The sequence below is a fragment of the Gaetbulibacter sp. S0825 genome, from assembly GCF_011777505.1.
Taxonomy (GTDB): Bacteria; Bacteroidota; Bacteroidia; order Flavobacteriales; family Flavobacteriaceae; genus Pontimicrobium.
The window spans coordinates 13,423-39,407 of the sequence record NZ_JAATJT010000004.1 but is presented as its reverse complement, the minus strand read 5'-3'; the positions used below and the strand labels follow the sequence as shown (position 1 = coordinate 39,407).

At 31.3% G+C, this 25,985-nt stretch carries 28 protein-coding genes; 25 read left to right on the top strand and 3 right to left on the bottom strand.

Annotated features, from left to right (window positions below):
- Window positions 1-403: 403 nt before the first annotated feature.
- From HB672_RS14520 to HB672_RS14425, 20 genes are all read left to right on the top strand, one after another.
- Complete coding sequence (locus HB672_RS14520) at window positions 404-1,150, top strand: phytanoyl-CoA dioxygenase family protein (protein WP_167770254.1); 747 nt, start codon at window positions 404-406, stop codon at window positions 1,148-1,150.
- A gap of 243 nt (window positions 1,151-1,393) precedes the next feature.
- Window positions 1,394-1,966: a hypothetical protein gene (locus tag HB672_RS14515; RefSeq protein WP_167770253.1), complete on the top strand. Its 573-nt coding sequence runs from the start codon at window positions 1,394-1,396 to the stop codon at window positions 1,964-1,966.
- Between the two features lie 396 nt (window positions 1,967-2,362).
- Window positions 2,363-2,818, top strand: coding sequence for a hypothetical protein (locus HB672_RS14510; RefSeq protein WP_167770252.1), 456 nt, complete (start codon window positions 2,363-2,365; stop codon window positions 2,816-2,818).
- 122 nt (window positions 2,819-2,940) lie between these two features.
- A complete protein-coding gene (locus HB672_RS14505; protein WP_167770251.1) occupies window positions 2,941-3,699 on the top strand; it encodes an AraC family transcriptional regulator in 759 nt (252 codons plus the stop codon).
- A 22-nt stretch (window positions 3,700-3,721) separates the two neighbouring features.
- Window positions 3,722-4,474, top strand: a complete 753-nt coding sequence (locus HB672_RS14500) for a hypothetical protein (protein WP_167770250.1) — start codon at window positions 3,722-3,724, stop codon at window positions 4,472-4,474.
- 18 nt (window positions 4,475-4,492) lie between these two features.
- Complete coding sequence (locus HB672_RS14495) at window positions 4,493-5,794, top strand: ferric reductase-like transmembrane domain-containing protein (protein WP_167770249.1); 1,302 nt, start codon at window positions 4,493-4,495, stop codon at window positions 5,792-5,794.
- A 21-nt stretch (window positions 5,795-5,815) separates the two neighbouring features.
- Window positions 5,816-6,262 (top strand): DUF1772 domain-containing protein, encoded by a 447-nt coding sequence (locus HB672_RS14490; protein WP_167770248.1) that lies wholly within the window; start codon window positions 5,816-5,818, stop codon window positions 6,260-6,262.
- A 427-nt stretch (window positions 6,263-6,689) separates the two neighbouring features.
- Window positions 6,690-7,391: a hypothetical protein gene (locus tag HB672_RS14485; protein ID WP_167770247.1), complete on the top strand. Its 702-nt coding sequence runs from the start codon at window positions 6,690-6,692 to the stop codon at window positions 7,389-7,391.
- 174 nt (window positions 7,392-7,565) lie between these two features.
- Window positions 7,566-8,432, top strand: coding sequence for a helix-turn-helix domain-containing protein (locus tag HB672_RS14790; protein ID WP_167770246.1), 867 nt, complete (start codon window positions 7,566-7,568; stop codon window positions 8,430-8,432).
- A gap of 105 nt (window positions 8,433-8,537) precedes the next feature.
- Window positions 8,538-9,125: an OsmC family protein gene (locus HB672_RS14475; RefSeq protein WP_167770245.1), complete on the top strand. Its 588-nt coding sequence runs from the start codon at window positions 8,538-8,540 to the stop codon at window positions 9,123-9,125.
- Window positions 9,122-9,859: a methanethiol S-methyltransferase gene (gene mddA / locus HB672_RS14470; RefSeq protein ID WP_167770244.1), complete on the top strand. Its 738-nt coding sequence runs from the start codon at window positions 9,122-9,124 to the stop codon at window positions 9,857-9,859. The genes HB672_RS14475 and mddA overlap by 4 nt, the downstream gene beginning before the upstream one ends.
- A gap of 445 nt (window positions 9,860-10,304) precedes the next feature.
- Window positions 10,305-10,676, top strand: coding sequence for a hypothetical protein (locus tag HB672_RS14465; RefSeq protein ID WP_167770243.1), 372 nt, complete (start codon window positions 10,305-10,307; stop codon window positions 10,674-10,676).
- Window positions 10,677-10,834: 158 nt separating this feature from the next.
- Window positions 10,835-11,734: an ATP-grasp domain-containing protein gene (locus tag HB672_RS14460; protein ID WP_167770242.1), complete on the top strand. Its 900-nt coding sequence runs from the start codon at window positions 10,835-10,837 to the stop codon at window positions 11,732-11,734.
- A 138-nt stretch (window positions 11,735-11,872) separates the two neighbouring features.
- Window positions 11,873-14,017, top strand: a complete 2,145-nt coding sequence (locus HB672_RS14455) for a CHAT domain-containing protein (protein ID WP_167770241.1) — start codon at window positions 11,873-11,875, stop codon at window positions 14,015-14,017.
- A 617-nt stretch (window positions 14,018-14,634) separates the two neighbouring features.
- Entirely contained in the window at window positions 14,635-15,423 is a 789-nt protein-coding gene (locus tag HB672_RS14450; RefSeq protein ID WP_167770240.1) for a hypothetical protein, read from the top strand.
- 262 nt (window positions 15,424-15,685) lie between these two features.
- Window positions 15,686-16,084, top strand: coding sequence for a VOC family protein (locus tag HB672_RS14445; protein ID WP_167770239.1), 399 nt, complete (start codon window positions 15,686-15,688; stop codon window positions 16,082-16,084).
- 188 nt (window positions 16,085-16,272) lie between these two features.
- Window positions 16,273-16,749, top strand: a complete 477-nt coding sequence (locus HB672_RS14440; protein ID WP_167770238.1) for a DinB family protein — start codon at window positions 16,273-16,275, stop codon at window positions 16,747-16,749.
- A gap of 239 nt (window positions 16,750-16,988) precedes the next feature.
- Window positions 16,989-18,215, top strand: coding sequence for an alpha/beta hydrolase-fold protein (locus tag HB672_RS14435; RefSeq protein ID WP_167770237.1), 1,227 nt, complete (start codon window positions 16,989-16,991; stop codon window positions 18,213-18,215).
- A 205-nt stretch (window positions 18,216-18,420) separates the two neighbouring features.
- Window positions 18,421-18,834: a VOC family protein gene (locus HB672_RS14430; RefSeq protein WP_167770236.1), complete on the top strand. Its 414-nt coding sequence runs from the start codon at window positions 18,421-18,423 to the stop codon at window positions 18,832-18,834.
- Window positions 18,835-18,998: 164 nt separating this feature from the next.
- Complete coding sequence (locus HB672_RS14425; protein WP_167770235.1) at window positions 18,999-19,538, top strand: hypothetical protein; 540 nt, start codon at window positions 18,999-19,001, stop codon at window positions 19,536-19,538.
- A 90-nt stretch (window positions 19,539-19,628) separates the two neighbouring features.
- On the opposite strand, the gene HB672_RS14420 is transcribed toward HB672_RS14425, so the two are convergent.
- A complete protein-coding gene (locus tag HB672_RS14420; RefSeq protein ID WP_167770234.1) occupies window positions 19,629-20,696 on the bottom strand; it encodes an aldose epimerase family protein in 1,068 nt (355 codons plus the stop codon).
- A 152-nt stretch (window positions 20,697-20,848) separates the two neighbouring features.
- Between HB672_RS14420 and HB672_RS14415 the strand changes: the two genes are divergently transcribed.
- The 5 genes from HB672_RS14415 (at window position 20,849) to HB672_RS14395 (ending at window position 24,352) form a co-directional block, all read left to right on the top strand.
- Window positions 20,849-22,081: an aminotransferase class V-fold PLP-dependent enzyme gene (locus HB672_RS14415; RefSeq protein ID WP_167770233.1), complete on the top strand. Its 1,233-nt coding sequence runs from the start codon at window positions 20,849-20,851 to the stop codon at window positions 22,079-22,081.
- Window positions 22,082-22,085: 4 nt separating this feature from the next.
- Window positions 22,086-22,448, top strand: coding sequence for a DUF1801 domain-containing protein (locus HB672_RS14410; protein WP_167770232.1), 363 nt, complete (start codon window positions 22,086-22,088; stop codon window positions 22,446-22,448).
- 14 nt (window positions 22,449-22,462) lie between these two features.
- The gene (locus HB672_RS14405; RefSeq protein WP_167770231.1) at window positions 22,463-22,912 is read left to right on the top strand and encodes a hypothetical protein; all 450 of its coding nucleotides are present in this window, start codon (window positions 22,463-22,465) and stop codon (window positions 22,910-22,912) included.
- Between the two features lie 319 nt (window positions 22,913-23,231).
- Window positions 23,232-23,726, top strand: coding sequence for a VOC family protein (locus HB672_RS14400; RefSeq protein WP_167770230.1), 495 nt, complete (start codon window positions 23,232-23,234; stop codon window positions 23,724-23,726).
- Window positions 23,727-23,746: 20 nt separating this feature from the next.
- The gene (locus HB672_RS14395; RefSeq protein WP_167770229.1) at window positions 23,747-24,352 is read left to right on the top strand and encodes a peroxidase-related enzyme; all 606 of its coding nucleotides are present in this window, start codon (window positions 23,747-23,749) and stop codon (window positions 24,350-24,352) included.
- On the opposite strand, the gene HB672_RS14390 is transcribed toward HB672_RS14395, so the two are convergent.
- Both HB672_RS14390 and HB672_RS14385 read right to left on the bottom strand, forming a co-directional pair.
- A complete protein-coding gene (locus tag HB672_RS14390) occupies window positions 24,353-24,895 on the bottom strand; it encodes a 1-acyl-sn-glycerol-3-phosphate acyltransferase (RefSeq protein WP_167770228.1) in 543 nt (180 codons plus the stop codon).
- A 1-nt stretch (window position 24,896) separates the two neighbouring features.
- Window positions 24,897-25,979, bottom strand: coding sequence for an iron-containing alcohol dehydrogenase family protein (locus HB672_RS14385; RefSeq protein ID WP_167770227.1), 1,083 nt, complete (start codon window positions 25,977-25,979; stop codon window positions 24,897-24,899).
- Window positions 25,980-25,985 lie beyond the last annotated feature (6 nt).

Sequence of the window (25,985 nt, the reverse complement as noted above, 5' to 3'; positions counted from 1 at the left end):
ATACAAAATACATGATACAGTTTTATTATTTGTAGCATTATTAATAATGGTTTTGAAATAATTACTATATTAGTTTACAGTTACGTAAATACAGACTTATTTACGTGATGATGTACAATTCACCAAAAGGTGAACTCAAGTTGCTACATTGTCGCTACGCTCCAATTCCCACAACTTGAGATATGTACATCATCGCAGGGCTATGTCAGATTGCATACGGCGTATGAGATAGGTATATAACTAATATTCACATTTTAGTGCCATCGAGGAAAACTGTACATATCAATAGCTATATACAACCTGTCCACGTTTAATTTGTATTCTAAAAGTATGCAATAAATTGCTTACTTTTAAAATCCAAAACGTGGCTTCACATAGCCCTGCGTTGTGTGCAAGCTGAAAAATGAACTACGCCAGAAACAAAATAGAACTTGAAGAAAATGGATTTTCCGTATTAGCTGACTTGTATTCGGACTACGAAGTAAACGGAATTTTAGCTTGTATTGAAAATGCTGAACGAGATGGAAATTCGTTTTTGAAAACAAAAGATTTATTTGCAATTAGACAGCTAATTAAAAATGTACCGGAATTGACCGATTTGCTGTTTAATGAAAAGCTGACGGAATTGGTTTCTGAACTTTCCGAATCAGAATATTTTCTGACCAAAGCAATCTATTTTGACAAACCTAACGAATCTAATTGGTTTGTTGCTTATCATCAAGATTTGAGCATTTCAGTTAACCAAAAAGCGGAATTGGTAAACTATTCTAATTGGACGTATAAAAAAGGTCAATATGGAGTTCAACCACCAATTGAAATTTTGGAAGACACAATAACAATTCGTATCCATTTGGACAAAACGGACAGGAATAATGGAGCGCTAAAAGTAATTCCTAAATCTCACTTATCTGGAATAGTTCGTACCGACTCGAAAGAATGGAATTTAGAAAACGAATTTATCTGTGAAGTAGAAAGAGGTGGAGTAATGTTAATGAAACCTTTGACTTTACACGCGTCAAACAGAACTACCAACGGAAAGAAAAGAAGAGTAATACATTTAGAATTTAATAAACATAATCTGACCGAACCGTTGGTTTGGCTAGAACATTATGAAACAAAAAAGCCAGCACACAACAACGTGTATAATTAATTGCTTCGGAATTCCTTCGCAGGAATTCACTCGAAATTAATTACTTTTGAGTACGTCGGAAAATCATAACTGATTTTCCGCAACTAACCATACACAAACCGTTGGCAAACATATAACCAAACAATGAAATTCATCTATCTAATCATAATTTTACTTCTGACTTTTAGTTGTTCAAATGAAAAAGATATAGCGGAATTTGAAAAAATTTTAGGAAAAGAAAACAGCGAAACTCTGACTTATCTTGTGAACGACTTTGAGTCGGACTTTCTAAAAAGACAGTATCCGAATTTAGACACGAAAGGCGCATACAAACAATTTTTGACTGAATTATCAAATGGAAAAACTGAATATTGGAAAGAGATTTCAAAAAGCAGTAGAGAATATCTAAAAGAAAGTGATTTAAGATTGGAAATTTATAGAGTTCCTGACTCAATTTGGATTGAACGTGACCCAAAAAAATTGACTTTGAGTTATAGTGCTGTTCCAATGTTAAAAATTAAACGCAAATATTTAATGCCAGACGGAACTTTCGGATATAGTACTTCAGAATCTTCATTTAGATATAAAGAACCGATAGATGAGGATTCTATAATCGAATCTCGAAAAAATTGGATTGATATAAATTACGTTGGAAGTTATACAAGAGCATTAAATTCGATATCTAACAAATCTCGTTATTTGATTGGATATCTTGACATACGAGAAGCAGCAGGAACTATTGACCCATTTATTATTGCGAAACAAATGCTAGAATCCAAAGTTGACTTAAATGACTATTTCATAAAACGATTAATAATAACCGAAATTGTCTATTGAAAATAAAATACGATTTGCCAACAACGTATAAAATTAATTGCTTGGTACGAGCCTACTTACGAAAATCCTCGCGGATTTTCTATTCGGTTTGTATTTGCTAAATTCGTTGCTAAACCACGCAACTAATCTTATACAAAACCGTTGTAAGTAATTTTGACACACAATAATGGACAATCTAAAACCAACATTATTTTTCGTTTTCGCAGCTTTACTTTTTTGGTTCATTGGACCAATAATTGTAAAGTTTCAATTAAAATTTCATAATAAACATAACCCTAAATTAATTGAGAAAGCACCTGGAATTTTTAAAGGAATGAAAATCTTTTTCAAAGTATTTTCCATCATTTGTGTAATATTCGCTTTTATTGTGCTTTTGGGAATTAAATTTTAAACTGAATGAGCAAATTAAAACTAATATTTGAAATTCCTAAAAATGGTTGGTTACCGACAAGTTTAAAAACTTCCGACTTTGAACTGAATTTTAATGTATCAAAAATACCCGAAAATCCGACTGACAAACTTTGCGAATCTCTTATTTTGGCGCTGAATAGCATTGAATCGGAAATATGCTGGAATATGGAACCTGAATGTTATTTCTTTGAACTTAAACCCAGCGGAAAAATAATTGAGCTGAATATTTCAAAAAGTGGAGGAATAACAGAACATCGAATTCTGATTTATAAACAGACTGGAGATTTTGAGTCTGTGATTTTACCAATGTATAGGAGTTTGAAAAAGTTCAATACGTTAGAATTTGACAAAGCTGATTGGGAAAAAATTGACCAAATAAAACTGAATAAATTAACAGAATTAATAACGGAAAGAAAAAACTACTTACAACAACGGCTATAGTTCATTGCGGCGGAATTTCCTCCCGGAAATTCCCTGTGTGTTTGCTATCTTTGGTTTACGGCGGAATAGTTCTGCCGAACCATTCCGCAACGAAACCATAGCCAAAACCGTTGTGTACAATTATGAACGAACAAAGTACATATCAAGAAATACAACCAAAAACGGAATTAAAAGACTTCGTTCATTCTTTTTGGATGCATCAAAACAATAGTGATTCTGTAGAAAAAATCACCATTGTTCCTGACAGCTATTTTAAGATAGTGATGTTGATTAAAAATCAAAAAATTATTGCTTATTTTATAACTGGTTTATGGCTAGATGAAAAAGAATTTTCATTCGCGCCAAATACTTTTTCAGTAGGTGTTAGATTAAAGATTCTGGCGCCAGAGTTTCTTCTAAATAGAGAGGTTGCTTCAATTTTGCAAAAGACTTATCAACTGGACTTAGGTTATTTAAATATTGACAAATTTGACTTATCAAGTTTTGAAATTATTGTCGAACAATGGCAAAAGGAACTTCTATCAATTAAACCTAAAAAAGAAATACAAGGAAATAAACTTAGGTTATCGCAATTGCTTGATAAAATGGATGGAAATATTTCTGCAATTGAAGTTTCTAATCAAATTTATTGGACAAATAGACAGATTAATCGCTACCTAAACAGGTATTTAGGTGTTTCTTTAAAGAAATACTTAAATATTCAAAAGTGTTATCAATCCTATATTCAGATTCGTAATGGTGAGTTTTATCCTGAAAATGGTTTTTTTGACCAACCTCATTTCATCCGAGAAATTAAAAAACATACAGGAGAAACACCTAAATCTCTTCACGAGCAACAAAACGACCGTTTTATACAATTAAAAAGAATATCGAAGAAATAGATTTGTAAAAAATTTATTTCTTATGAGACACACAATCATTTATTTAGCACTAAGTCTTCTTGTTTTCAGTTGCAACGGCACAAAAAAAGAAGCAAAGACAGAAACTGAAACAGTAGAATCAACATCTTCTCAAACTTCAGAAATTGGAAACAAAAACTATGCTGTTGTTTGGAATTGGTCAACAACAGATGAAGAATTAGTTTCAGATAATTCTGTAAATATATCTAATGAATTAACTGCGCTTTGGAAAAAAGGTATTGTTGAAAATGCATACTATAATAGTGATTCGAAAGTTGATAAACTTTCATATTTTCCAAATATTTCTTTTTCATTAAAAGCTGAATCATACAAATCAGCCGAAATCATTCTAAATAATTTAACAGTAGTCAAAAAAGGTATTGCAACATATAAACTATTCCCTATTGGAACATTATGGCTAGACAGGAAACATAAAACTATTCATGAAAATGGCATGACAAAATCTTTTGTTACCATTTGGACAACAACTGGCAAGCCGACAGATGAGTTAACTCAAGCACAAAACGATAAAATGTTAGAATTATGGAAATCTGGTAAAGTAGAAAATGTCTATTTTGATATTGAAGGTACTCAAAAAGCAAATTCCAAAACCGATTTTGTTTTTTATGCTAATGCTAATTCTGAGACTGATGCAAAAGCTATATGTGAATCACTTCCATTTTTTAAAGAGAATATTGCCACATACAAAATTCATGAAGTTGGTGTGTTTTGGATGGCAAAATATGAGCAAAATTAATTTTTAAACAGGTTTATTATGAAAATGCTCAAACAGGAAATATACTTTCCGATCATCATTGGCATGCACTTTATTTTTTGGGCTATAGACTTATATTTTTATAAGGGCTCATTCATGGAAGTGTCATCAGACACCTTACTCTTTGGAGAATTAACCAACGAGTCTTGGAAAAATACGCATCGAATTTTAGGAGAAGTGTTTTCTTCTTGGGTGGTTACGGTTTTTGCTTTTAACTTCTTAATGGCGACTCGAGCAAAATGGGTAGAAAAATTATTTGGTGGATTAGATAAAATGTATCTAATTCATAGACGTTCTGGTGTAATAGCAGTTGTATTATTGTTGTTACACTTCATAGTAGTTCCAAGGGATTTGGTAGAATTTAATCCTGGGAAACCGCTAGGATTTTATGCTTTCATTTTAATTATTCTTGGAGTTATCCTTTCAGCAGTTCCATTTTTCAAAAGAAAAATCCCTTATCATAAATGGATAAACATCCATAAATTAATGGGAGTTTTCTATGTTCTTGCTGTAATTCACGGTTTAATGGTAAAAAGTTTAATACAAGAATTACCAATTACAAGAGTTTATGTTTTTGGAATGGCTTTTTTGGGTATTGCTGCTTGGGTTTATAGAGCTTTCCTGTTTGGTCTTTTTAATAAAAATTTAAAATACACGATTAAAGCTATTGAAAATTTAGGATATGGAATGACAGAAATCACATTGGAAACGAATGAAGATAAATTGAAGTATTCTGCTGGACAATTTGCTTTCTTCAAATTTCCAAGCATTAGCAAACGAGAACAACATCCATTCACGATTAGTAGTCATCCTTACGACAATGACTTAAGAATTACAATTAAAGGTTTAGGAGATTACACTAATAACATCAATGAAAAGTTATCTATTGGTGAACAAACTTTAGTTGAAGGACCTTATGGTCATTTTTCTTCAAAATATGTAAAGGAACAAGACCAAATATGGATTGCTGGTGGCATTGGAATCACACCTTTTTTATCACTTGCTAGAGATTTACATCCAAATAAAGTAAAACTGTTTTGGTGTGTGAACGATGAAAAAGAAGCGACTTACAAAGAAGAATTGCAAACTATTTCAAACGATAACCCAAAATTCGAATTTGTAATTTGGAGTTCTAAAGCATCAGGTTATTTAACAGCAGAAAAATTAGAAATAGATTCTTATACAGATAAGGCCTACTTAATTTGTGGTCCTAATTCTTTAAAGGATAATATGACAAAACAGTTAAAACATAAAAATGTTTCAAGCAAAAATATTTATGACGAAGAATTCGCATTTAGATAGGACAAACTAAACACTAATATTATGACAAATTTATTAATTACTTTAATTATTTCAATTATGGGAGCTCAATTTGGAGTTGCCTTAACTTCTTCAATCATTGTGCATCCCATTTTAAAAATGGTATCTCGTCCATCAGCTATTGAAGTTTTTAAACCATTTTTTGACAAAACACATAAAGCCGTATTAACAATGTCTATTGTGGTAAGTGTTCTGGCTTTGATTTTATCATTCATTACAAAGAATTGGTGGTGGTTCGGAATATCAGCTCTTATGCATCTTAATGGACCATATACATTAAAATATATGATGCCAACAAATAGGAGATTAATGGCAGATAATGTGGACCCGAATTCTGACCAAACTAAGAAAGATTTACTGAATTGGGGAAGTTTACATGCAGTTAGAACAATTTGGAATGGATTAATATTTTTAGCATTTGTAGTTCTTTTAGTTTATTTCGTTAAGTAAAATAACTGTACACAACAACGTGTATAAGCAATAGCGGTTTGGGTGCTAACTCAAACCGTTTTTGTGTTTATTTGAGTATATTGCTTACCGAAAAGTAGTTGCTTAAAATCCGCTACTGCTCATACACAAAACCGATGATGTACAATTCACCAAAAGGTGAACTCAAGTTGCTACATTGTCGCTACGCTCCAATTCCCACAACTTGAGATATGTACATCATCGCAGGGCTATGTCAGATTGCATACGGCGTATGAAATAGGTATATAATTAATATTCACATTTTGGTGCCATCGAGGAAAACTGTACATATCAATAGCTATATGCAACCTGTCCACGTTTAATTTGTATTCTAAAAGTATGCAATAAATTGCTTACTTTTAAAATCCAAAACGTGGCTTCACATAGCCCTGCGTTGGCAACAAGCTGAATGAACGAACCATACGAAATAAAAAAGACATCTGAATTGATTGATTTTCTCGATTCTATGGGAATAAAAGACCCTGTAATGGATTCAAAATATCAATTAAAAACTAACTATGGTTTTGTTCACGAACTGACTAACGGACAAATAGTATTTCTGCCACACGATTTGCGTGGAGACGGACTTTTGGTTTCTAATAAAGTGGAGTTGGACAAAATAACTAAGAAAGATAAATTTCCAATAGAGAATCCGACAAAAACAATTTTTGAAGACGAGACAAATCAACTGTTAAACCTACCTCAAGAAATACAGAAATATCAGAACTATTTGAACGAAACTCTGAAATTTGATTTCGAGGACATTTCTAAAGAATCTGCTCAAGCATATCTAAAAAAAATTGTCGGGAGAAGCATTAAACAAGTGGTGACCGACAAAGAAAAAGTTGCTTTAATAGTTATGTTTGGCCATTTAATCAAACAAGAAGTCAACGGAAATTGGATGTTAGTAAAAAGATATGGGAAATATAATCCATATTACGAACCCCAAATAAAAACTGACTCAAATAAAGTAATAATGCTGACTATGACAATTTTAGGACTAATCAAATGGAAAGTGACTTCTATAATGTCTGTTTTCAATGACTTTACCTACAATGGAATTGACTTTGAAACCTACAAAAAACAAGGAGAATTAATAGTTTTGGAATGAAAAGCCAGTTGCCAACAATGTATAACCGCAATTACGGCGGATTCGACTGCGTCCGAATCCACTCGGAATTGCGAGCGTCTGTGCCAAACCGAATATTAACGCATATTAACCAGTAACTGACGGTTATACGAGACCGTTAGGCATAATTTAAAAAACTGTAAACTACATAGCATAGTGATTAATGCATACGAATACTTTAAAAATCATCCGAAATTCAACAAACTTGTTGGAAATGATTTCTTATTCGTAGAATATAAATGTCCTCTCAATATTGAAGAGTATCAATTATGGATTGAAAATCATTTAATTACTTATGTCATTAGCGGAAAAAAGGATTGGATTACTTCAAAAAAAACACACAAACTTATTGCTGGTGACACCCTATTTGTTAGAAAAGGTGTTTATACTACAAAGCAATATTTAGAAAGTGAGTATTGTGTAATGCTATTTTTCATTAATGACGATTTCATAAAAAGGTTTATTTCAGAGAATCCGACTTTTAAAAGAGAACTCCATAATAAGAAAGAGTATAATCAAATTTTCGATATTACTACTAATGATGTATTTAAAACATTAATAGAAAGTATATTCCAATATTTAAACCAAGAATTGGAAATGCCTAAAGAATTAGTGGAAATTAAATTTAAAGAATTACTCTTCAATATCGTACTTAACTCAAACAATAAAGAACTGCTGTTTTTCTTTAATTCAATAATGCAAAACAGTAAAACAACTATTGAAAATATAATGACAGAAAATTTTCAATACGATTTAAAAATAGCTGATTTTGCAAAACTTTGTGGAAAAAGCCTATCTTCTTTTAAGCGTGAATTTAAAAAAAGATTTAATACAACACCAAGAAGGTGGTTAATCAACAAAAGATTGGACCACTCTAAAACACTATTATTAGGTACAGATTTAACCGTAAGTGAGGTAGGTTATGAATGTGGTTTTAAAAATAATTCCCATTTTATTCAAGCTTTTAAAAAGGTAGCAAAAGTAACGCCCTATAGATATAGAATACTCAAAAATGAAGCATAACTATATTTATTGAACTTTTAAGAACATTATTTGGGCTTTTAAGAAATCCTGATTGGCAATATAAATACAACCTTTACATCATTAGTAAATCAAAAAAATGATGTGATGGCAAATCAAGAATTTTCAACCAAGAGTACAAAATCCATTAAAGACACTTCCATTGTTCACCAAAGACATTTAGTTCTTAAGGAAAAATATGTAGAAAATTCCACTTCTGCTTGGATTACCGATTCTGCGGAGGTTATTGGAAAAAATTTACACGACCCATTTAGAACATCGGTTTCCATCAATGATAAAATGAAGGTTCCATTTAAAATTGGAGTTCATAAAGCAGTTGGAGGCGACCACGATTTTCCAAATCCTGGAGATTTACTTTGTGCTTCGCTAGCATCTTGTTTTGAAAGTACTATTAGACTGATTTCCAATAAATTGAGAATAGAACTTATTGAAACAAAAATATACGCAACGGCTCAAGTTGATGTAAGAGGAACTTTAATGATTGATAAATCTGTCCCCATTGAGTTTCAATCTATGCATATTAATGCATTGATTATTGCTAAAAACACCAATGAAAAGCTCTTTCATAAACTAATAGAAGGAGCAAAACGTAGCTGTATCGTCTATCAAACTATAAAAAAAGGTACCCCAATTACTTTAAATGCAGACGTTAAAACCAAAAACAATAAATTATGAAAAAATCAATCATCTTATTATATGGAATTGTAGCCTATTTTGTCTTTTTAATTGCTTTTTTATATGCCATTGGGTTTGTAGGTAATATAATTGTTCCAAAATCAATAGACTCTGGTGCAGAAACTACAATGTATTCATCCATATTTATCAACGTAATTTTATTAAGTGTTTTTGCCTTACAACATAGTATAATGGCAAGACCAAAATTTAAAGAATGGTTTAATTCTATTTTTAGTCAAGCTATGGAACGTAGCACCTATATTCTACTATCTAGTTTAGCTCTAATTTTAATCTATTGGCAATGGAAACCAATAACAACTATAGTTTGGGAAACCGAAAACACAATTCTATCTAGTATTATAACTGGAATATTTTTTCTAGGTTGGCTTATTGTTTTACTTTCTACGTTTATGATTAATCATTTGGAGCTTTTCGGTATTGCACAAATCTTTGACAATCTAAAAAATAAGCAAACTCCAAATCCAAAATTTCAAACCAACTATTTATATAAATTGGTTAGACACCCTCTAATGCTGGGTTTTCTAATCGCTTTTTGGGCAACGCCTACTATGACAGTTGGGCATTTACTATTTACTCTAATAACTACTATTTACATTTTTGTAGCTGTAAGGTATTTGGAGGAAAAAGACCTGAAAAAGGTTATTGGAAAAAAATATGAAACGTATCAAAAAGAAGTGCCAATGATTATTCCTTTTACTAAAAACAAGAGGTAGATATAGGAAAAAACTATGCCTAACAACGTGTATAATTCATTGCTAGTACTCGCCTACTTACGAAAATCCTCGCGGATTTTCTATTCGGTTTGTATTTGCTAAATTAGTTGCTGAAACACGCAACGAAATCATACACAAAACCGATGATGTACAATTCACCAAAAGGTGAACTCAAGTTGCTACATTGTCGCTACGCTCCAATTCCCACAACTTGAGATATGTACATCATCGCAGGGCTATGTCAGATTGCATACGGCGTATGAGATAGGTATATAACTAATATTCACATTTTAGTGCCATCGAGGAAAACTGTACATATCAATAGCTATATACAACCTGTCCACGTTTAATTTGTATTCTAAAAGTATGCAATAAATTGCTTACTTTTAAAATCCAAAACGTGGCTTCACATAGCCCTGCGTTGTAACACATTTGACCAAACTAAATGGAAAAAGTAATATTTAAGGAAAAAGCATTCGAATATTCTCTAATCGGATATATCATTCTACTGTTATGTTGGAATTTTTATGGACTATCAAGCGGAAATTTAAAAGCGTTTCTTCCTATTGCGATTCAAGGAGTTTTATTGTTCTTGATTTTCTCAAAAAATAAAAATGCTAAAATCGGAATTAAAATCTGGGCGATAATATTAATATTAAGTCACGGAATTTCATTCTTGGCTAAACTTTTGAAAATCGCTTTAGGAGATGAAATTAATTTGACCGAATTATTGAATAAAGCAGTCTTTCTAACAATCGGAATTTTGATATATGTATTTAATGAAAAATATGTTGAATTAATAAAAACGGAAAAATAAAAACGTGTTACAACAATGTATAAAAATAATCGCTCAATTTTGGGCTTAACCAAAGGTCGTTGCATGTTTACTACGTCTGATTTTCCTGCGGAAAATCCTCGCACGTAAACCCGCAACTATTCTTATACGAGACCGTTGTAAGCCATTTGAAGAAACCAATGAAAATTATATTTTGCGATAGTGTAATAGATAATAAAATAGTCGAACCTGATTATCAAACTGAATTTGATTCAGCTAAAGAAAACGGATTTGAGACCGAAGTTTTCAGTTTTGAGGAACTAACAGATGGAAATATAAATAGTGCTCTAAAGCTCATTAAAAGCTCTGAAAATATAGAATTAGGTGTATATCGAGGTTGGATGATGACACCAAATATTTACGCACAATTCTACAACGGACTTTTAAAAAAGAATATTCAGCTGATTAACAACCCAACGGAATACAAACATTGTCATTATTTACCAGAGTCATATGACAAAATTATTGACGAAACACCAAAATCGAATTGGACTAAAGAAATATCTAAAAACAGTGTTATAGAATTATCTAATGAATTTGGAATTAAGCCAATAATTGTAAAAGATTATGTAAAATCTGAAAAGCATAATTGGAATGACGCTTGTTTTATTCCAAACGCATCTGATAAAAACAAAGTTCAAGAAATAGTCAATCGGTTTCTAGAATTACGAGGAGACTATTTGAACGAGGGAATTGTTTTTCGAGAGTTTATCGAGTTGGAATTTCTAACTGAGCACTCAAAAAGCAAAATGCCTTTAACCAAAGAATTTAGAATTGTTTTCTTAAATAAAAAGGTCGTTCAAATTTTCAATTATTGGGATGAAGGAAATTATGATTCTGAAAAACCAGACATTGACTTTTTCCAAAATATTGCAGATAAAATAGAAAGTAACTTCTTTACAATGGATGTTGCAAAAAAGAAAAATGGAGGTTGGATTATAATGGAATTAGGAGATGGACAAGTTGCAGGACTTCCAGACAATGCAAATAGAAATGAATACTATAATGGAATAAAAAACGGCTTACAACAACGTGTATAGCCAATTGCTTGGTTATCGCCTACTTGGAAATTCCTTCGGAATTTCCTCTGGTTCATTTTTGTTTACTAACTTAGTCCTAGCCAACGCAACTGAACCATACACGAACACGTTAGCTGTAATTACCACGATTGTAAATAAATGAAGTCAAGAAATGCTTTTAAAAGTGACATTGTATATATTGTGTTAATTGATGAATATGAAAAAAATCAATTACCGTTTTTATTTCCCCAAAATATAAATAGTTCTTCATTAGATTGTTTAAAATTCTTTCCAAAAAATATATTTCAATTAGAAAATCCAGAATATTATCTAATCAATGAAATAAATGATATTAATTCAAAACCATATAGAATATCCTTCTTTAAAAGGACTGATAAAACCGAACTATTAAAGTTTATAAACGGCACTAAAAACCTAAAAATATTACTTCTAGAGGATGAAAAAGACAAGGTTTTAAGGTCAGAATTAAAAAAACAAAATGATTTTTTAACAAGGATTCTAAATATAGACAATTCAGAATTTGGTTCCGAAATCAATTCACTCTTGGATACATTAATTTTGGAAAAAAACGAAATATTCAGACTTTTAAAAATTAAAAACGAGGAAAGCGAGTATTTAAGTATAAATATAGAATTATCTCAATTAAAGAGATATGATTACTTCATCCCAACAAAAAATAATTATTTAATCTACAATAACCTTATTGGTAATTTTTCTTTTAAATACGATACAGAAGAACAAGTTGTTGAAAAAGAAGCAAAAAAAGCACTCAAAGAGAGTAATTCGTACAATAGGTTAAATTTATATTTAAAACAGATTGAAAGTTTTGATTTTCTAACTAAAACTTATGATAAAGTCACATTTCCTCTTCCATATAAATTTGACGTTAAACCTATTATTTTTTGTTTGCCTTTTAACAATCCTGATATTTTAGATTTTTTTCCTAGAAATAAAGATAAAGATTTAAAAAAGAGGATTGCTACTATCCAAGTTGAGCAAACAACTAATTATATAAATATATTTGAAACTAGTAGTGATGAAGACATTACAAGTGAGCACATTGTAGTTAACGCCGGTGCTCAATTTATTAAACAAAAATTTCAGTTTCTAGACAGTATTGGTTTTTTAACTTCAAGTTTCAGTTTCTCGCCTTACGTAAGACTTCCGTTATTGGGCAAATCAATTTATCGAGAACTATCATTTTTAGCGCCTCAACATTTTCATAAATTCCTCACTTTAAAATCTCAAAACAAAATAAGTGATACGATATTTAAAATTGGAGACAAAATATCTATTAAAATTTTTAGCGAGAAATTTAAAAATAATTTGAAGAAAAGGAACTCGCAAATAGTCGGTATTAGTGACCTACCACTTGAATGGATTAGAATAAATAAAATTCCTTTATCATTCACTCACGATATAACTAGATTGCCAGAGACTACTCACAACAACTTAATACAATCATATGCTTTCAATTCAGTTATTGACTTTGAAGTCAAACAAGACATAATAAAAAGAACTTTAGTTATTGTTGGAACTGAAGATATTGAGTTTAAAAAATGGAGAGAAATCATTGACAAGTCTTCAAAAGAAAAAGGATTCACAATCAAAACTTGTTTAACAGTAAAAGATTTTATCAAAACTGTACTTGAATTTAAACCTGATTTTTTGATTATTGATAGTCACGCAGATTTTAATTCAACTAATAAACAGACATTTATAAAAATTGGAAATGAAGAGCTTACTCACGATGACATTATCAACAATCTAATTACAGTACCATTAGTGTTTCTTTCAGCTTGTGGAACATCACCAACATATGGAACATTCAACCCGATCGCGAATGCATTTTTACAAATGGGAGCAAAATCTGTTACTTCAACTTATTTGCCTATTGATATTGACAGTTCAACAATGATTTATTTAACCATTTTAAACAACTTGGATTCTGTAGCAAAAAAAGGTAGTTTCAATAACTGGCTTGAATATATATGCTATAATGTTAGGTCTTCTTTATTGCATAGAACCTTTATTCCTCTTCTAGACGAAAGCCCTGAATATGAAAAGATATATCACGATTTAATACAGAAAATACTATACTTTAAAGAACGGCCAAACATATTCAACGAAGTACAAAAAATCCAACAACAGATACCTAGAAAGATATTTAATCAAAATAAGTCTAAAATTTATGAGTTTTTATATTACACCAATATTGGAAGAGGAGATTTAGTTTTATTTGAGAAGTATAAAGAAGTTTTTGAAAAAATAAACTACAGCTAACAACGTATATAAAAAATAGCGGTTTAATCGCTTAATCTAAAGAAAATGAATAAATTAAAGGTCTGTTATAATCCGAAAAGTTAGTGCTTAAAATCCGCTACTTTTCATATACAAGACCGATGATGTACAATTCACCAAAAGGTGAACTCAAGTTGCTACATTGTCGCTACGCTCCAATTCCCACAACTTGAGATATGTACATCATCGCAGGGCTATGTCAGATTGCATACGGCGTATGAGATAGGTATATAACTAATATTCACATTTTAGTGCCATCGAGGAAAACTGTACATATCAATAGCTATATACAACCTGTCCACGTTTAATTTGTATTCTAAAAGTATGCAATAAATTGCTTACTTTTAAAATCCAAAACGTGGCTTCACATAGCCCTGCGTTGTAGCCAATTAAAAAATTAAGAGCTCTATTCATAAAACGATTCTACAATTGTAGAAGTGAAATAAAAACTCTACATTTGTAGAGGTTAAATATATTATTCTATGAAAAAGATTTTATCTCTATTAATTATTCTAATTGGATTAACTTCTTGTAAAGAAAATACAGAAAAACAAACAACATCTGATGAAACATCAAATACTATTGAAAATTCTGCAGGAATGACAGAAGAGCAAAAGGATTTGAAAAAGAGCGCGATACCAATTAAGAGCTTATCAAAGTTAAGCAACAAGATATATGATGAAATTGCAAATTTTGAAATATTAATGGTTGGAGAGATGCATGGGACAAAAGAGCCCGCCGAATTTGTCTATGGTCTATGTAACCTTATAACTGAATCTGAGAAAAAAGTTATCTTAGCCTTAGAAATCCGTGCTTCACAGATGGAAAACTTATCAAATGAGATGTCAATTGCCCAATTAAAAGAATTGGATTTCTTTCGCAGAGAAAATTTTGATGGTAGAAATGGTGTATCAATGCTTGATTTAATCTACAATAGCATCCAAAATGAAAGAATCATTTTAAAATTCATTGATAATTATTACCCGTCTTCAACCAGAGATTCATCCATGTACATGGAAATACGTAACATCTATAATAAACATCCAAACACCAAAATAGTTACTCTAACTGGAAATGTACATAATTCTTTTACACCCATTTTTGACAAAGTAAGAATTGGAGGTTACTTGTTAAAAGATTCTGTTAATTTTGATTCTAAAAAAATAATGTCCATTAATCATGTATATAGTGAAGGCAGCATGTTAAATAATGACGGTACAGGGTTAAAAATTAGCACTATTGAAAGAAAGGAAAATATTTATAATACTACCCTATCCCATGAAATGTTTTTATATAAGAAATTTCCTGAAGAACAAAATGAATATACACATATCCTATATACTGATAAAGTAACGGCTTCAGGAATAGTTGAAAAAGATGATAGGTAATGATAATATATCTCTCTTTTACAGAAAAATGGACTTAGCAAAACTCACTCAAGAACATAGAATCACAAACAGAAAATCTAATAAGTCGAATAAAATAACTGACCACAACAACGTGTATAGCTAATTACTAGTTTTGTGTGTACTCGGAAAATCCTACGGATTTTCCTCTGGTTCGTTTACTATTTACTAACTTAGTGCTAGCCAACGCAACTAGCCATAACACGAACACGTTTTACACAATATTCCAAATCAATAAAAATCTATGAAAGCCATTATCGGACATATAATTTTTAACGTAAAAGATTTTAATGAATCTGAATTATTTTATGATAAGCTGCTGACTGAAATGGGATTCGAAATCACCCACATTAGTGAAGGAGATTTTGGAATAATGAAATCCTATAAACAAGGTGAACATAATCTTTATATACGATTTGATCGAAATAAAGAAAGCGAACAATATGTCCGTAATGTCGGATTAGACCATTTGGCATTTGAGTTGAATAGTGAAAAGGACGTTGATAAAATTTATGAACTGATTAATAAACTGAATGTAAAAATCACTCGTAAACCGAAAAAATATTCTGAATATTCAGAATCGTATTATGCATTCTATTTTCGCGATCCAAACGGAATTCCATTGGAAGTTTATTTGCAGTAAAATGATTATGAAATTACCAACTGATTAAAATACTGTATACAACAATGTTTATAGTTCATAGTGTCCAAAACTATCTGAAAATCCTAGCGGATTTTCCAACACGTTAGTCTCTTTTTGATATCTTAGTGCTAACACTACGAAACCATTCACTAACACGTTGGTAATAATTAAAGGAAACAGAAACCAAAATGAATAGAACATATAGGAAAGGAGCTATTGGGGCTTTAACTGACGAGTACGAAAAAGCTCTGAACGAATTAAAAGACTTACTCTTGCAGATTCCTAACGCTAAATTTCTAAAGGTATATAATGAAAAAACTGATGTTGACTTTCAATCAATAAGGAATATAATTTTGCATTTGATTAATTCAGGATATGGTTATGCGAATTATATTAGAAAAAGATTTGGGAATAATTATGTTGTCCCAAAAATAGAAATTGAAAAAACTGAACAAGGAATATCTGAACTTGAAAAAATGTTTCAATACACAGTTGAAACTTTTGAAGACAAATGGCATTTGACATATGGTGAATTAATGAATACTATAATCAAAACTTCTTGGACAACTTACGATTTAGAAGCTATTACTGAACACGCAATTGTTCATATTTTAAGACACAGACTTCAAATTGAAAAAATAATTGACAAATACAGAATATCATAGTATTTATAAAATAAAAACTACTGACAACAACATGAATAATTCATTGCTAGTCCTCGCAGATTTTCTATTCGGTTTGTATTTGCTAAATTAGTTGCTTAACCACACAACGAAATTGTACACAACACGTTAAAGACAATTTGAAGAATACTCGAAGAGAATCAATTTAAATTAGTCTCTGGTATTATTTTTGAGCTTATCGTTTAGTCAAAAAAAATAACAAACAAAAATTCAACCAAACAATGAGAAAGCGTAAAATTGTAATTACATTAATCATATTGTGCTTATGTTTTAAAGGAATAGCACAACTCAGTCAAAATCAGGAAAAGCAAATAGTAATAGGAACAGTTGATAGCTTGTATTCTAATATACTACAAGAGCAAAGAGAAATTTGGATACACATCCCTGAAGATTTTGATAATACTAAACAATATCCTGTTATTTATGTACTAGATGCGTCCCAACATTTCTATGTCATTACCGGAATGCTAAAACAACTAATACCATGGCAAATTCCAAAATCTATTATAGTTGGTATTACTAATACAGATAGAACCAGAGATTTCACGCATACCAACGTACCTTTTCAACGCGGACACGAGTCGAAAACTTCTGGAGGTGCTAGTAATTTTATAAAATTTATAGACGAAGAATTAAAACCATATATAAATAACAAATATCCAACCGAAAACAACAATACCATTATTGGTCACTCTACAGGTGGTTTATTTGTGCTTTACTCATTCTTGCATCACGAAAATTCTTTTGATAATTATTTGGCAATAGATCCAAGTCTTTGGTGGGACAAAGAAAATCTAGTTAATGAAACTCAAGAATTACTAAATAAAGGAAACCGAAAGGAAAATTCATTGTATATAGCTGTAGCAAATAGTATTGGTAAGGCAATGGATACGGTAGAAGTAAGAAAAGATAAAACAGTACCAACCGAACAGATTAGAGCTAATTTAAAGTTTCATGATTTATTAGTAAAAAATAGTAAAGAGCTTAGTTTTGCATGGGAATATTTTAAGAACGAAGATCATGGAAGCGTTGTTGTACCAGCCCAATATAATGGATTACGATCTATTTTCTCTTGGTTTCCATTCCCAGAAATGTGGCGTTTTAATACACCAAAAGAATATTCCATTAAGCAATTGACAGAACCATTTCAGGCCCATTATAAAAAATTAAGCATTCGTATGAAACGTGAAGTAAAACCCGATTGGCAATTACTAAATGATATTGGGTTTTTTATGCTAGATGGTCATAATCTTCCTGAAAAAGCTTTTGCGTATTTAAAAATGAATGCCGACTTCTACCCTAATGAATCAAAAAGTTTTGTTGCTTTAGGTAATTATTTTTTATCTCAAAAAGACAAATTAGAAGCAACTAAATACTATAAAAAAGCTGTCGAAATAGATGCAAATCAAGATGCTCAATCAAAACTAAAAGAATTAGGTGAGCAATAAAAACTATCTCTAACAACGGGTGGTTAATTGCTACAACTGGTTAAGAGCAGGGGCTTTCTCACAATTCACAATATTACAATACTTAACTGCAACAAACCATATACAAATACACTAACTGCAAGTTGCACAAAACAAACTCACCTGAAAAAACCCAGTCAAAAAGCAAACATTTTTAGTAACTTTAGGACAAACAATCCATAAAGTCATGACAGCAAAAAAAGCAAGTATTATTCCTGTAATACATTACAAAAATGCAAAAGCAGCTATTGAATGGATATGTGAATCATTTGGATTTGAGAAGCACCTTATAGTTTCAGGAGAAGATAATACAATTGTACATGCTCAACTAACATATGGTAATTCGATGATTATGTTAAGTTCCGAAAACAATAACGAATACGGAAAATTGATAAATACACCCAATAGTATGAGTGGTATAAACACTCAAGCGCCTTATATAGTTGTTGAAAAAGTCGATGAACATTATAAAAATGCTATTGCAAAAGGAGTAAAAATACTCATAGAAATTAAGGATGAAGCGTATGGTGGTCGAGGCTATACATGTATGGATATTGAAGGACATATTTGGAGCTTTGGTTCATATAATCCTTGGAGTTAATATAAGTAGAAAGCCAGCTCTCGACAATGTGTTTACTCAATTGCTTGGTAATTGTCTACTCTGAAAAATCAATAGGATTTTCGTAATGGCTAGTTTCTTTTTTGCTAACTTAGTTTCTTAATCACTCAACGAGTCATACACAAAACCGTTAGTCTATACATTAGATGAAACAAAACACAAACTTTATCGAAAAACAATTTCAATTAAATATTGAATCGAGTGACTTGATTAAGATTAAGTTGTTTCAGATAAATGATGATTATTTCGGATTTCCTAAAAAAAACTTTTGGATTATAGATGGAGGAATTGAGATTAAGTTTAGGAATACTACATTTTGTTTAGCGTGGAATCAAGATAAAGCTTCATTTAGTTTTGAAAACAAAAGTTTTGATAAAATATATGGTGAAGACAATTACACAGAACTAAACGCAGATTTTATCAAAAATTTAAATCAAAAGAAAATTTGTAATGCTAATTTAAAATGGTTGGAATATGACATAATTTTGGATTACACAATGGCTACTAAAAAAGAATCGAAATTGGTTGAAATAAATATAGAGTTTGAATCAAGCGAGAGTCTTCAAATAGCAACAGTTCGCTATGAAATAGAAGAAAATAGTAGTCCTAGAAATTATTTTTATGACATAAATGGAGAGTTGCTAATAGCATTGAACAATAAGATCGAAATAAATAATATAGACTAACACGTGTATAATAAATTACTTTACTGTGTGTACTCGAAAAATCTTAATGATTTTTTTCTGGTTAGTCCCTTTTTGCTAATATAAGAAACCCTAATATATACTAAACTTATAGACACAAGTAGATGTATATATCTCTCCTGGAGACAAAAGCGCACTTGGAAAGCCCTTCTGGTTTGGTGAGTCTGGAAAATGTTGAGTTTCTAAGCAAAAAGCACCACGATATACATACGCTTTGCTACTTTTACCAACAATCTCGCCATCTAAAAAATTACCACCGTAAAACTGTAATCCAGGTTCGTCTGTGTAAACTTCCATAACACGACCACTTTCAGGCTCCTTTACTTTGGCTGCCAACACAAGTCCATCATTATTTGTTGGGGCTTTATTCAATACAAAATTATGGTCATAGCCATTACCGAATTCTAATTGCTGATTATCTACTTCAATAGCTTTTTTTATAGATTTTGGCTTAGTGAAATCAAAAGGTGTGTTTGCAACTTTTACAATGTTACCAATTGGTAACAATCCAACATCAATTGGTAAATAATGATTTGCATTAATCATTAACACATGATCATTAATATCACCCTCTCCCTCGCCTTTTAAATTGAAGAAAGAATGATGGGTGAGGTTAACAAATGTTTTCTTATTCGAATTAGCAAAGTATTTAATTTTTAATTCATTATCATCAGTCAATACATAATTTACTTTAATTTCTAAATTGCCTGGATAACCCTCTTCCATATCAGGTGATGTTCTGGTAAATTCAATTTCATTAGCACTAATTTTATGCGCAGTCCAAACAACATTATGAAACCCTTTAGATCCACCATGCAAATGATTTTGACCATTGTTTATAGCTAATTTGAAGTCTTCTCCATCGATTTGAAATCTCCCTTTTGCAATTCTATTAGCATATCTCCCAATAGTGGCTCCAAAATACGGTTCTTTAGAATTGATATAATCTTCCAAATTTGAAAAACCGAGCACAATGTCTTTCATGTTTCCATTTCTGTCTGGCACATACAGCGAAATTAAACGTTGTCCGTAATTAGTAAAAGAAGCTTCAATACCATGTTTGTTTTTTATAACAAAGAAACCCACTTCTTTTCCATCAATATTTTTTTTAAAGTCAGTACTGTCAATAGCTGTTAACAATGCTTAAGGTTTATATTTTAGTTTTTGAAACTACGTATTTGTATTTTCTAATAAATTCAAATATAAGAAGAAGTATCTTGATATTTCTTCAAATAAAATCCCTTACACTTTATTATCTTAGCTCCTAACCAATACGTCTAAGACAGCACTTTATGACTCTCGATTTAAAATTCATTCGTTCCCAATTTCCAGCTTTTAGTGAACCAACCCTAGAAGGTTGGGCATTTTTTGAAAATGCAGGTGGCTCCTACCCTTGTAAACAAGTCATTAATAAATTGACCGACTTTTACATGAAAAACAAGGTTCAGGTTTATTACCCATATCCTGCGTCTACACTCGCTGGAAAATTAATGGATGCATCGTATAAACGAATGGCAGATTATTTAAGCGTAGATGAAACTGAAATTCATTTTGGACCTTCAACAACACAAAACGTGTATGTATTGGCAAATGCTATGCAACCACTTTGGAAAGAAGGTGACAATATTATTGTGTCTTGCCAAGACCATGAGGCAAATGCTGGTGCATGGAGACGTTTAGAGAAACAAGGCATAACTATTATTGAATGGCACGTAAATCCAAAAACTGGGTTAATAGAGTTGGAGGATTTGAAACGCTTGCTTACTAATAAAACAAAAATGATTGCTTATCCGCATTGTTCTAATGTAATAGGACATGTCAATCCAGTGAAGCAAATTAGCGCCTTAGCACGTAAATATGGAGCTGTGACTGTGGTAGATGGTGTTGGTTATGCACCACATGGTTTTCCTGATTTGAAGGGTTTAGGTGCCGATATTTACTTGTTTTCGTTATACAAAACCTTTGGACCACATTTAGGATTGATGTATGTAGATAAAGATTTGATAGGTAACATGGAAAACCAGTCACATTTTTTCAAAGAAGGCATTACCAGAAGCATGCTCACACCTGCTGGACCAGATCATGCCCAAATTGCAGCAGTTAGTGGAGTTTTGGATTACTTTGATGTTATTTACAATCACCATTTTGATATAGAAGCGGAACCTTCAGAAAGATGTAAAGCTATAAACAGATTGTTTTTAGAGCATGAAACACTATTAATGGAGCGATTGCTAACCTTTTTGAGGTCTCGTGATGATATAAGAATAATAGGTCCTGAAACCACTAAAAATAGAGCTCCAATTATCTCTATTATTCCAATTAATAAGAATATTAAAAAAGTATATGCTGTTTTAATAAAGCATAAATTAATGTTGGGAATAGGAAATTTTTATGCAGTGAGACCGTTAATGGATATGGATATTCCGACGCAACCTGGAGTGATTAGAATTTCGTTTTTGCATTATACAAGTCTTGAAGAAATCGACCAACTCATTGAAGGATTACAAATTGCTTTAGATAATTAGCAATATGCATCAAAACGAAAATTTCTATTTAAATAAAGAAGAACCAAACAAGAGCTGTTTGTTGGTGTTACGTGATACCATTTTAAATCAAGATGAAAACGTAAGCGAAACCACCAAATATGGCATGCCTTGTTTTTGTTATAAGAAAAAGATGTTTTGTTATTTGTGGACAGATAAAAAAACAAACGAACCTTATGTCCTTTTTGTTGAAGGACAACATCTCAACCATCCAAAATTGGAAACTGGTAATAGAAAGAGAATGAAAATATTTAGAGTGAATCCTAATGAAGATATTCCTATTAAAACTATAGAACAGTTATTAAATAGAGCTATAAATTTGTATAGAAATGGGACAATAAGTATATAGCAAAAACCAAACTAATGAATAAATATATTTTAATAATGATAATATTAATAAGTGCTAATTCTCACTCTCAACAATTAACTTGTGAAAATTTCAAAAATGGCACCTTCATAATTCCTGCAGACGAAACACTACCCATTTCAATAAGAGTCGAAAGAAATGGAAATAATCAAACTGAAATAATTCTAAACCCAGAAGTAATTGATGCAGAAGACCTTGAGTTAAGGAAAACATTTTTTGAAATAATTGAATGGATTGATGACTGCTCTTATCGAATTACATACAATGAAACCAAAATGACCTTAGACGAACATCAAAAATTTGTAAATGAAAACGGAGGTCTTTTAGTTGAAATGGTAAAAATTGAAGGAAGCTGTTTTTATTATATGTCATCAATAGATGTAGATGGAGAGGTTGTTAGTGTCAATGGAAAGCTATGTAAAGCTAAACCCTCTCTAAAAAACTAAAAAAAAAGCTGCATCCATATACATGAAGCAGCTTTTAAAATGGTTATTCTTAATTAATAGCAAATGTTTCTTTTTAGGGATACGAATTTCACGTATTTAATTTATGTTTCATTTTAAAAAAAGTACTAACCAATTATAGTATTACAAATCTCGTACCAATACTTTAATTTTCCAATCGGTTAATACAAATTTAAGTGCGATTCATCGAAAAGAGTGCAATTAATTACTCCATAAGCCTCTCAAATTGGTTGTTCACCACATTTAAAAATGGTTAGATACATATTTAGTAAATTAGCTGTTAAACTAACGAACAATTATAATGAAATTATTAAAACTATTTTTAGTATTGCTATTTTTAACTTCGTGTGAGCCAAAACAAGCTACTTCTCCTCGATTTAATCATGTAATGCTTAGTGTTTCTAATTTAGAAGCGTCTGTAAAATTTTACACTTCAGGTTTTGATTTACAAGTAACCAACCAATTAAAGAAAATTGAAGTTTTTAATGACGATGGGACTACACTTAGTAGAGATGTAAATATGGCGTTTCTAAAATTTCCAGACCAAAATTTTGTTTTAGAATTATCTGAAACTCCAAATATAAATTCAGAGAATCCATCTCCATTTTTTCAGCATTTAGGCGTCGATGTTCTGGATATTGAAAAAGCTTTTAATCGTTTAAAAGATATTGGCGCTGAAGTCACAGTTCCTATTCGATTAGTAAAAGCAGAAGGTGTTGAGGCCAAACAAGCCTTTTTTAAGGGGCCAGATGGAGAACCTATTGAGCTAATGGAAATTATTTCAGGTGATTTTTAGTAACTTATAACATATTAAAAATGAGCTGGATAAACGTTATTCCATTTGAGGAAGCCACAGGGAAATTAAAACAGATTTATAAAAAAATAAAAGGACCTAACAACCAAATTGATAATGTGTTGAGCATTCATAGTTTGCGACCGCACACGCTTGTAGGACACATGTCCTTATACAAGAACACCTTGCACCATAGTAATAATAGTTTTCCAAACTGGATGCTGGAACTTTTAGGTACTTACACTAGCTTTATTAATAAGTGTGACTATTGCTATGAACATCATTTTGCTGGTATGAAACGCTTTTTAAACGACGATAAAAAAGCTGATGCGTTAAGACACCATATAGAACATGACACCTTAGCTAATTACCTAACAGAAAAAGAATATGCGCTTATAGATTATGCACACAAACTAACGTTAGAAGCAGATACACTTTCTAAAGCAACCATTAGTTATTTAAAAAGCTTAAGCTATAATGATGGTGAGATATTAGAAGTCAATCAAGTAGTAGCTTATTTTAATTATGCTAACCGTACAGTTATGGGTTTAGGCGTCAATACCGATGGTGAAGTATTAGGTTTATCTCCTAAGAATAAAGATGATGAAAGTGCTTGGGGTCATGAATAATTAAGAATACTCAGGAACTTTCCCTTTAACACCTTCAAAGAATTTGTGCATAAATTTAAAGTCGGCGTCTTTATCATCCGTAGGATAAAAGGGCTCTGAAAATTTGTTCTCTTTATTTTCAAAATCTAAGGTAAACATCACTATTGGGACTTTGGCAGCTTTGGCTATATAGTAAAACCCAGTTCGCCACTCGTCCACTTTTTTTCGTGTGCCTTCTGGTGCCATGGTCATTCTAAAAACCTCTTTTTCTTCAAATAACCTAGCGATTGCCTCAACTTGATTTTCATTGTTCTTTCTTTCCACTGGAGCACCTCCTAACCATCTAAAAAACCAACCAAAAGGAAACTTAAAAAGTCCTTTTTTACCAACGTAATTTGTTTCTATACCAATAACCGAACGCAACAAAACACCAATATAAAAATCGTGCCAACTGGTATGAGGTACAGCAATAATGACTGCTTTTTTAACGCTTTCAAAATCGTTAAACCCTGTAACCTTCCAACCTAAAATTTTGTGATATATAAATTTTGCTAGCCAACGCATACTACATTTTTTGGTATAATGCTTTTAATTTATCTCTGGTAATGGATTTCTTCCAGTCTTTGCCTATAGCGTTTTCCCAAAGTGGTTCTAAACTAAGTGCCACATCTATCATCGTATCAAAATGATGGTCATCTAAATGTGCACAAATCCCTTTAGGAAGTTCTATGTCATGAATAGTCATCATTTTTTTGAACAGTGCCACACCTTCTGGATAAAACTCTTCTAAGTGATTAAACACTATACAGTTACCAATTCCATGTTTTGTACCTAATAAGTAAGACAAACCATAACTCATGGCGTGAGCTACACCAACTTGCGAATATGCAATACTCATACCTCCATGCCAAGACGCCATCATTAATTTATCTTGAGATGTTTCGATAGATAATTCATCTTTTACAAATACTTCTAAGCAAAGGTCATAAGCCTTTTCGCCATAGCTTTGGCTAAAAGCGTTTAAATAAGTACCATTAAGTGATTCTATACAATGTATATAGCAATCCATTCCTGTATAAAACCATTGGTCTTTTGGTACATCCTTGGTTAATTCAGGGTCTAAAACAACTTGATCAAAAGGTGTGTGATCGCTATTGATGCCTAATTTTTTTTCAGGACCAGTTAATACAGTTGTTCGAGACACTTCGGCGCCTGTTCCTGAAATTGTTGGAATACCAACGTGATAAACTGCTGGGTTTTTAACTAAATCCCAACCTTGATAATCACTAGCGCTTCCTTTATTGGTTAACATTATGGAAACTGCCTTTGCCAAATCGAGAATAGTTCCACCACCAATACCAATAATACCAGAAGGTAACTCTTTATTGGTTAGAATTAACTGTTCAACCAATTCGTCTACCTGAGAAGTTTTAGGTTCTTCATTTGCTGAGATGTATATAATTTTATCTTGATAAGACAACGGAATTCTTGACGTTAACCAGTAATTACCCTTAAAGACATCGTCTACCAAAAAAATAAAAGGAGCATGACTACTTAAACGCTTTGGGGTGATAATATCGTTTAATTGATTAAAACTACCACGACCAAAAACAACTCTTGGTACCATTGGGAAATTTTTATAACTCATTTATTC

Coding starts and splice junctions, on each gene's coding strand:
- HB672_RS14520 (WP_167770254.1), top strand. CDS start 404: ATGAACTACGCCAGAAACAAAATAGAACTTGAAGAAAATGGATTTTCC.
- HB672_RS14510 (WP_167770252.1), top strand. CDS start 2,363: ATGAGCAAATTAAAACTAATATTTGAAATTCCTAAAAATGGTTGGTTA.
- HB672_RS14505 (WP_167770251.1), top strand. CDS start 2,941: ATGAACGAACAAAGTACATATCAAGAAATACAACCAAAAACGGAATTA.
- HB672_RS14500 (WP_167770250.1), top strand. CDS start 3,722: ATGAGACACACAATCATTTATTTAGCACTAAGTCTTCTTGTTTTCAGT.
- HB672_RS14495 (WP_167770249.1), top strand. CDS start 4,493: ATGAAAATGCTCAAACAGGAAATATACTTTCCGATCATCATTGGCATG.
- HB672_RS14490 (WP_167770248.1), top strand. CDS start 5,816: ATGACAAATTTATTAATTACTTTAATTATTTCAATTATGGGAGCTCAA.
- HB672_RS14485 (WP_167770247.1), top strand. CDS start 6,690: ATGAACGAACCATACGAAATAAAAAAGACATCTGAATTGATTGATTTT.
- HB672_RS14475 (WP_167770245.1), top strand. CDS start 8,538: ATGGCAAATCAAGAATTTTCAACCAAGAGTACAAAATCCATTAAAGAC.
- mddA (WP_167770244.1), top strand. CDS start 9,122: ATGAAAAAATCAATCATCTTATTATATGGAATTGTAGCCTATTTTGTC.
- HB672_RS14465 (WP_167770243.1), top strand. CDS start 10,305: ATGGAAAAAGTAATATTTAAGGAAAAAGCATTCGAATATTCTCTAATC.
- HB672_RS14460 (WP_167770242.1), top strand. CDS start 10,835: ATGAAAATTATATTTTGCGATAGTGTAATAGATAATAAAATAGTCGAA.
- HB672_RS14455 (WP_167770241.1), top strand. CDS start 11,873: ATGAAGTCAAGAAATGCTTTTAAAAGTGACATTGTATATATTGTGTTA.
- HB672_RS14450 (WP_167770240.1), top strand. CDS start 14,635: ATGACAGAAGAGCAAAAGGATTTGAAAAAGAGCGCGATACCAATTAAG.
- HB672_RS14445 (WP_167770239.1), top strand. CDS start 15,686: ATGAAAGCCATTATCGGACATATAATTTTTAACGTAAAAGATTTTAAT.
- HB672_RS14440 (WP_167770238.1), top strand. CDS start 16,273: ATGAATAGAACATATAGGAAAGGAGCTATTGGGGCTTTAACTGACGAG.
- HB672_RS14435 (WP_167770237.1), top strand. CDS start 16,989: ATGAGAAAGCGTAAAATTGTAATTACATTAATCATATTGTGCTTATGT.
- HB672_RS14430 (WP_167770236.1), top strand. CDS start 18,421: ATGACAGCAAAAAAAGCAAGTATTATTCCTGTAATACATTACAAAAAT.
- HB672_RS14425 (WP_167770235.1), top strand. CDS start 18,999: ATGAAACAAAACACAAACTTTATCGAAAAACAATTTCAATTAAATATT.
- HB672_RS14415 (WP_167770233.1), top strand. CDS start 20,849: ATGACTCTCGATTTAAAATTCATTCGTTCCCAATTTCCAGCTTTTAGT.
- HB672_RS14410 (WP_167770232.1), top strand. CDS start 22,086: ATGCATCAAAACGAAAATTTCTATTTAAATAAAGAAGAACCAAACAAG.
- HB672_RS14405 (WP_167770231.1), top strand. CDS start 22,463: ATGAATAAATATATTTTAATAATGATAATATTAATAAGTGCTAATTCT.
- HB672_RS14400 (WP_167770230.1), top strand. CDS start 23,232: ATGAAATTATTAAAACTATTTTTAGTATTGCTATTTTTAACTTCGTGT.
- HB672_RS14395 (WP_167770229.1), top strand. CDS start 23,747: ATGAGCTGGATAAACGTTATTCCATTTGAGGAAGCCACAGGGAAATTA.
- HB672_RS14390 (WP_167770228.1), bottom strand. CDS start 24,895: ATGCGTTGGCTAGCAAAATTTATATATCACAAAATTTTAGGTTGGAAG.
- HB672_RS14385 (WP_167770227.1), bottom strand. CDS start 25,979: ATGAGTTATAAAAATTTCCCAATGGTACCAAGAGTTGTTTTTGGTCGT.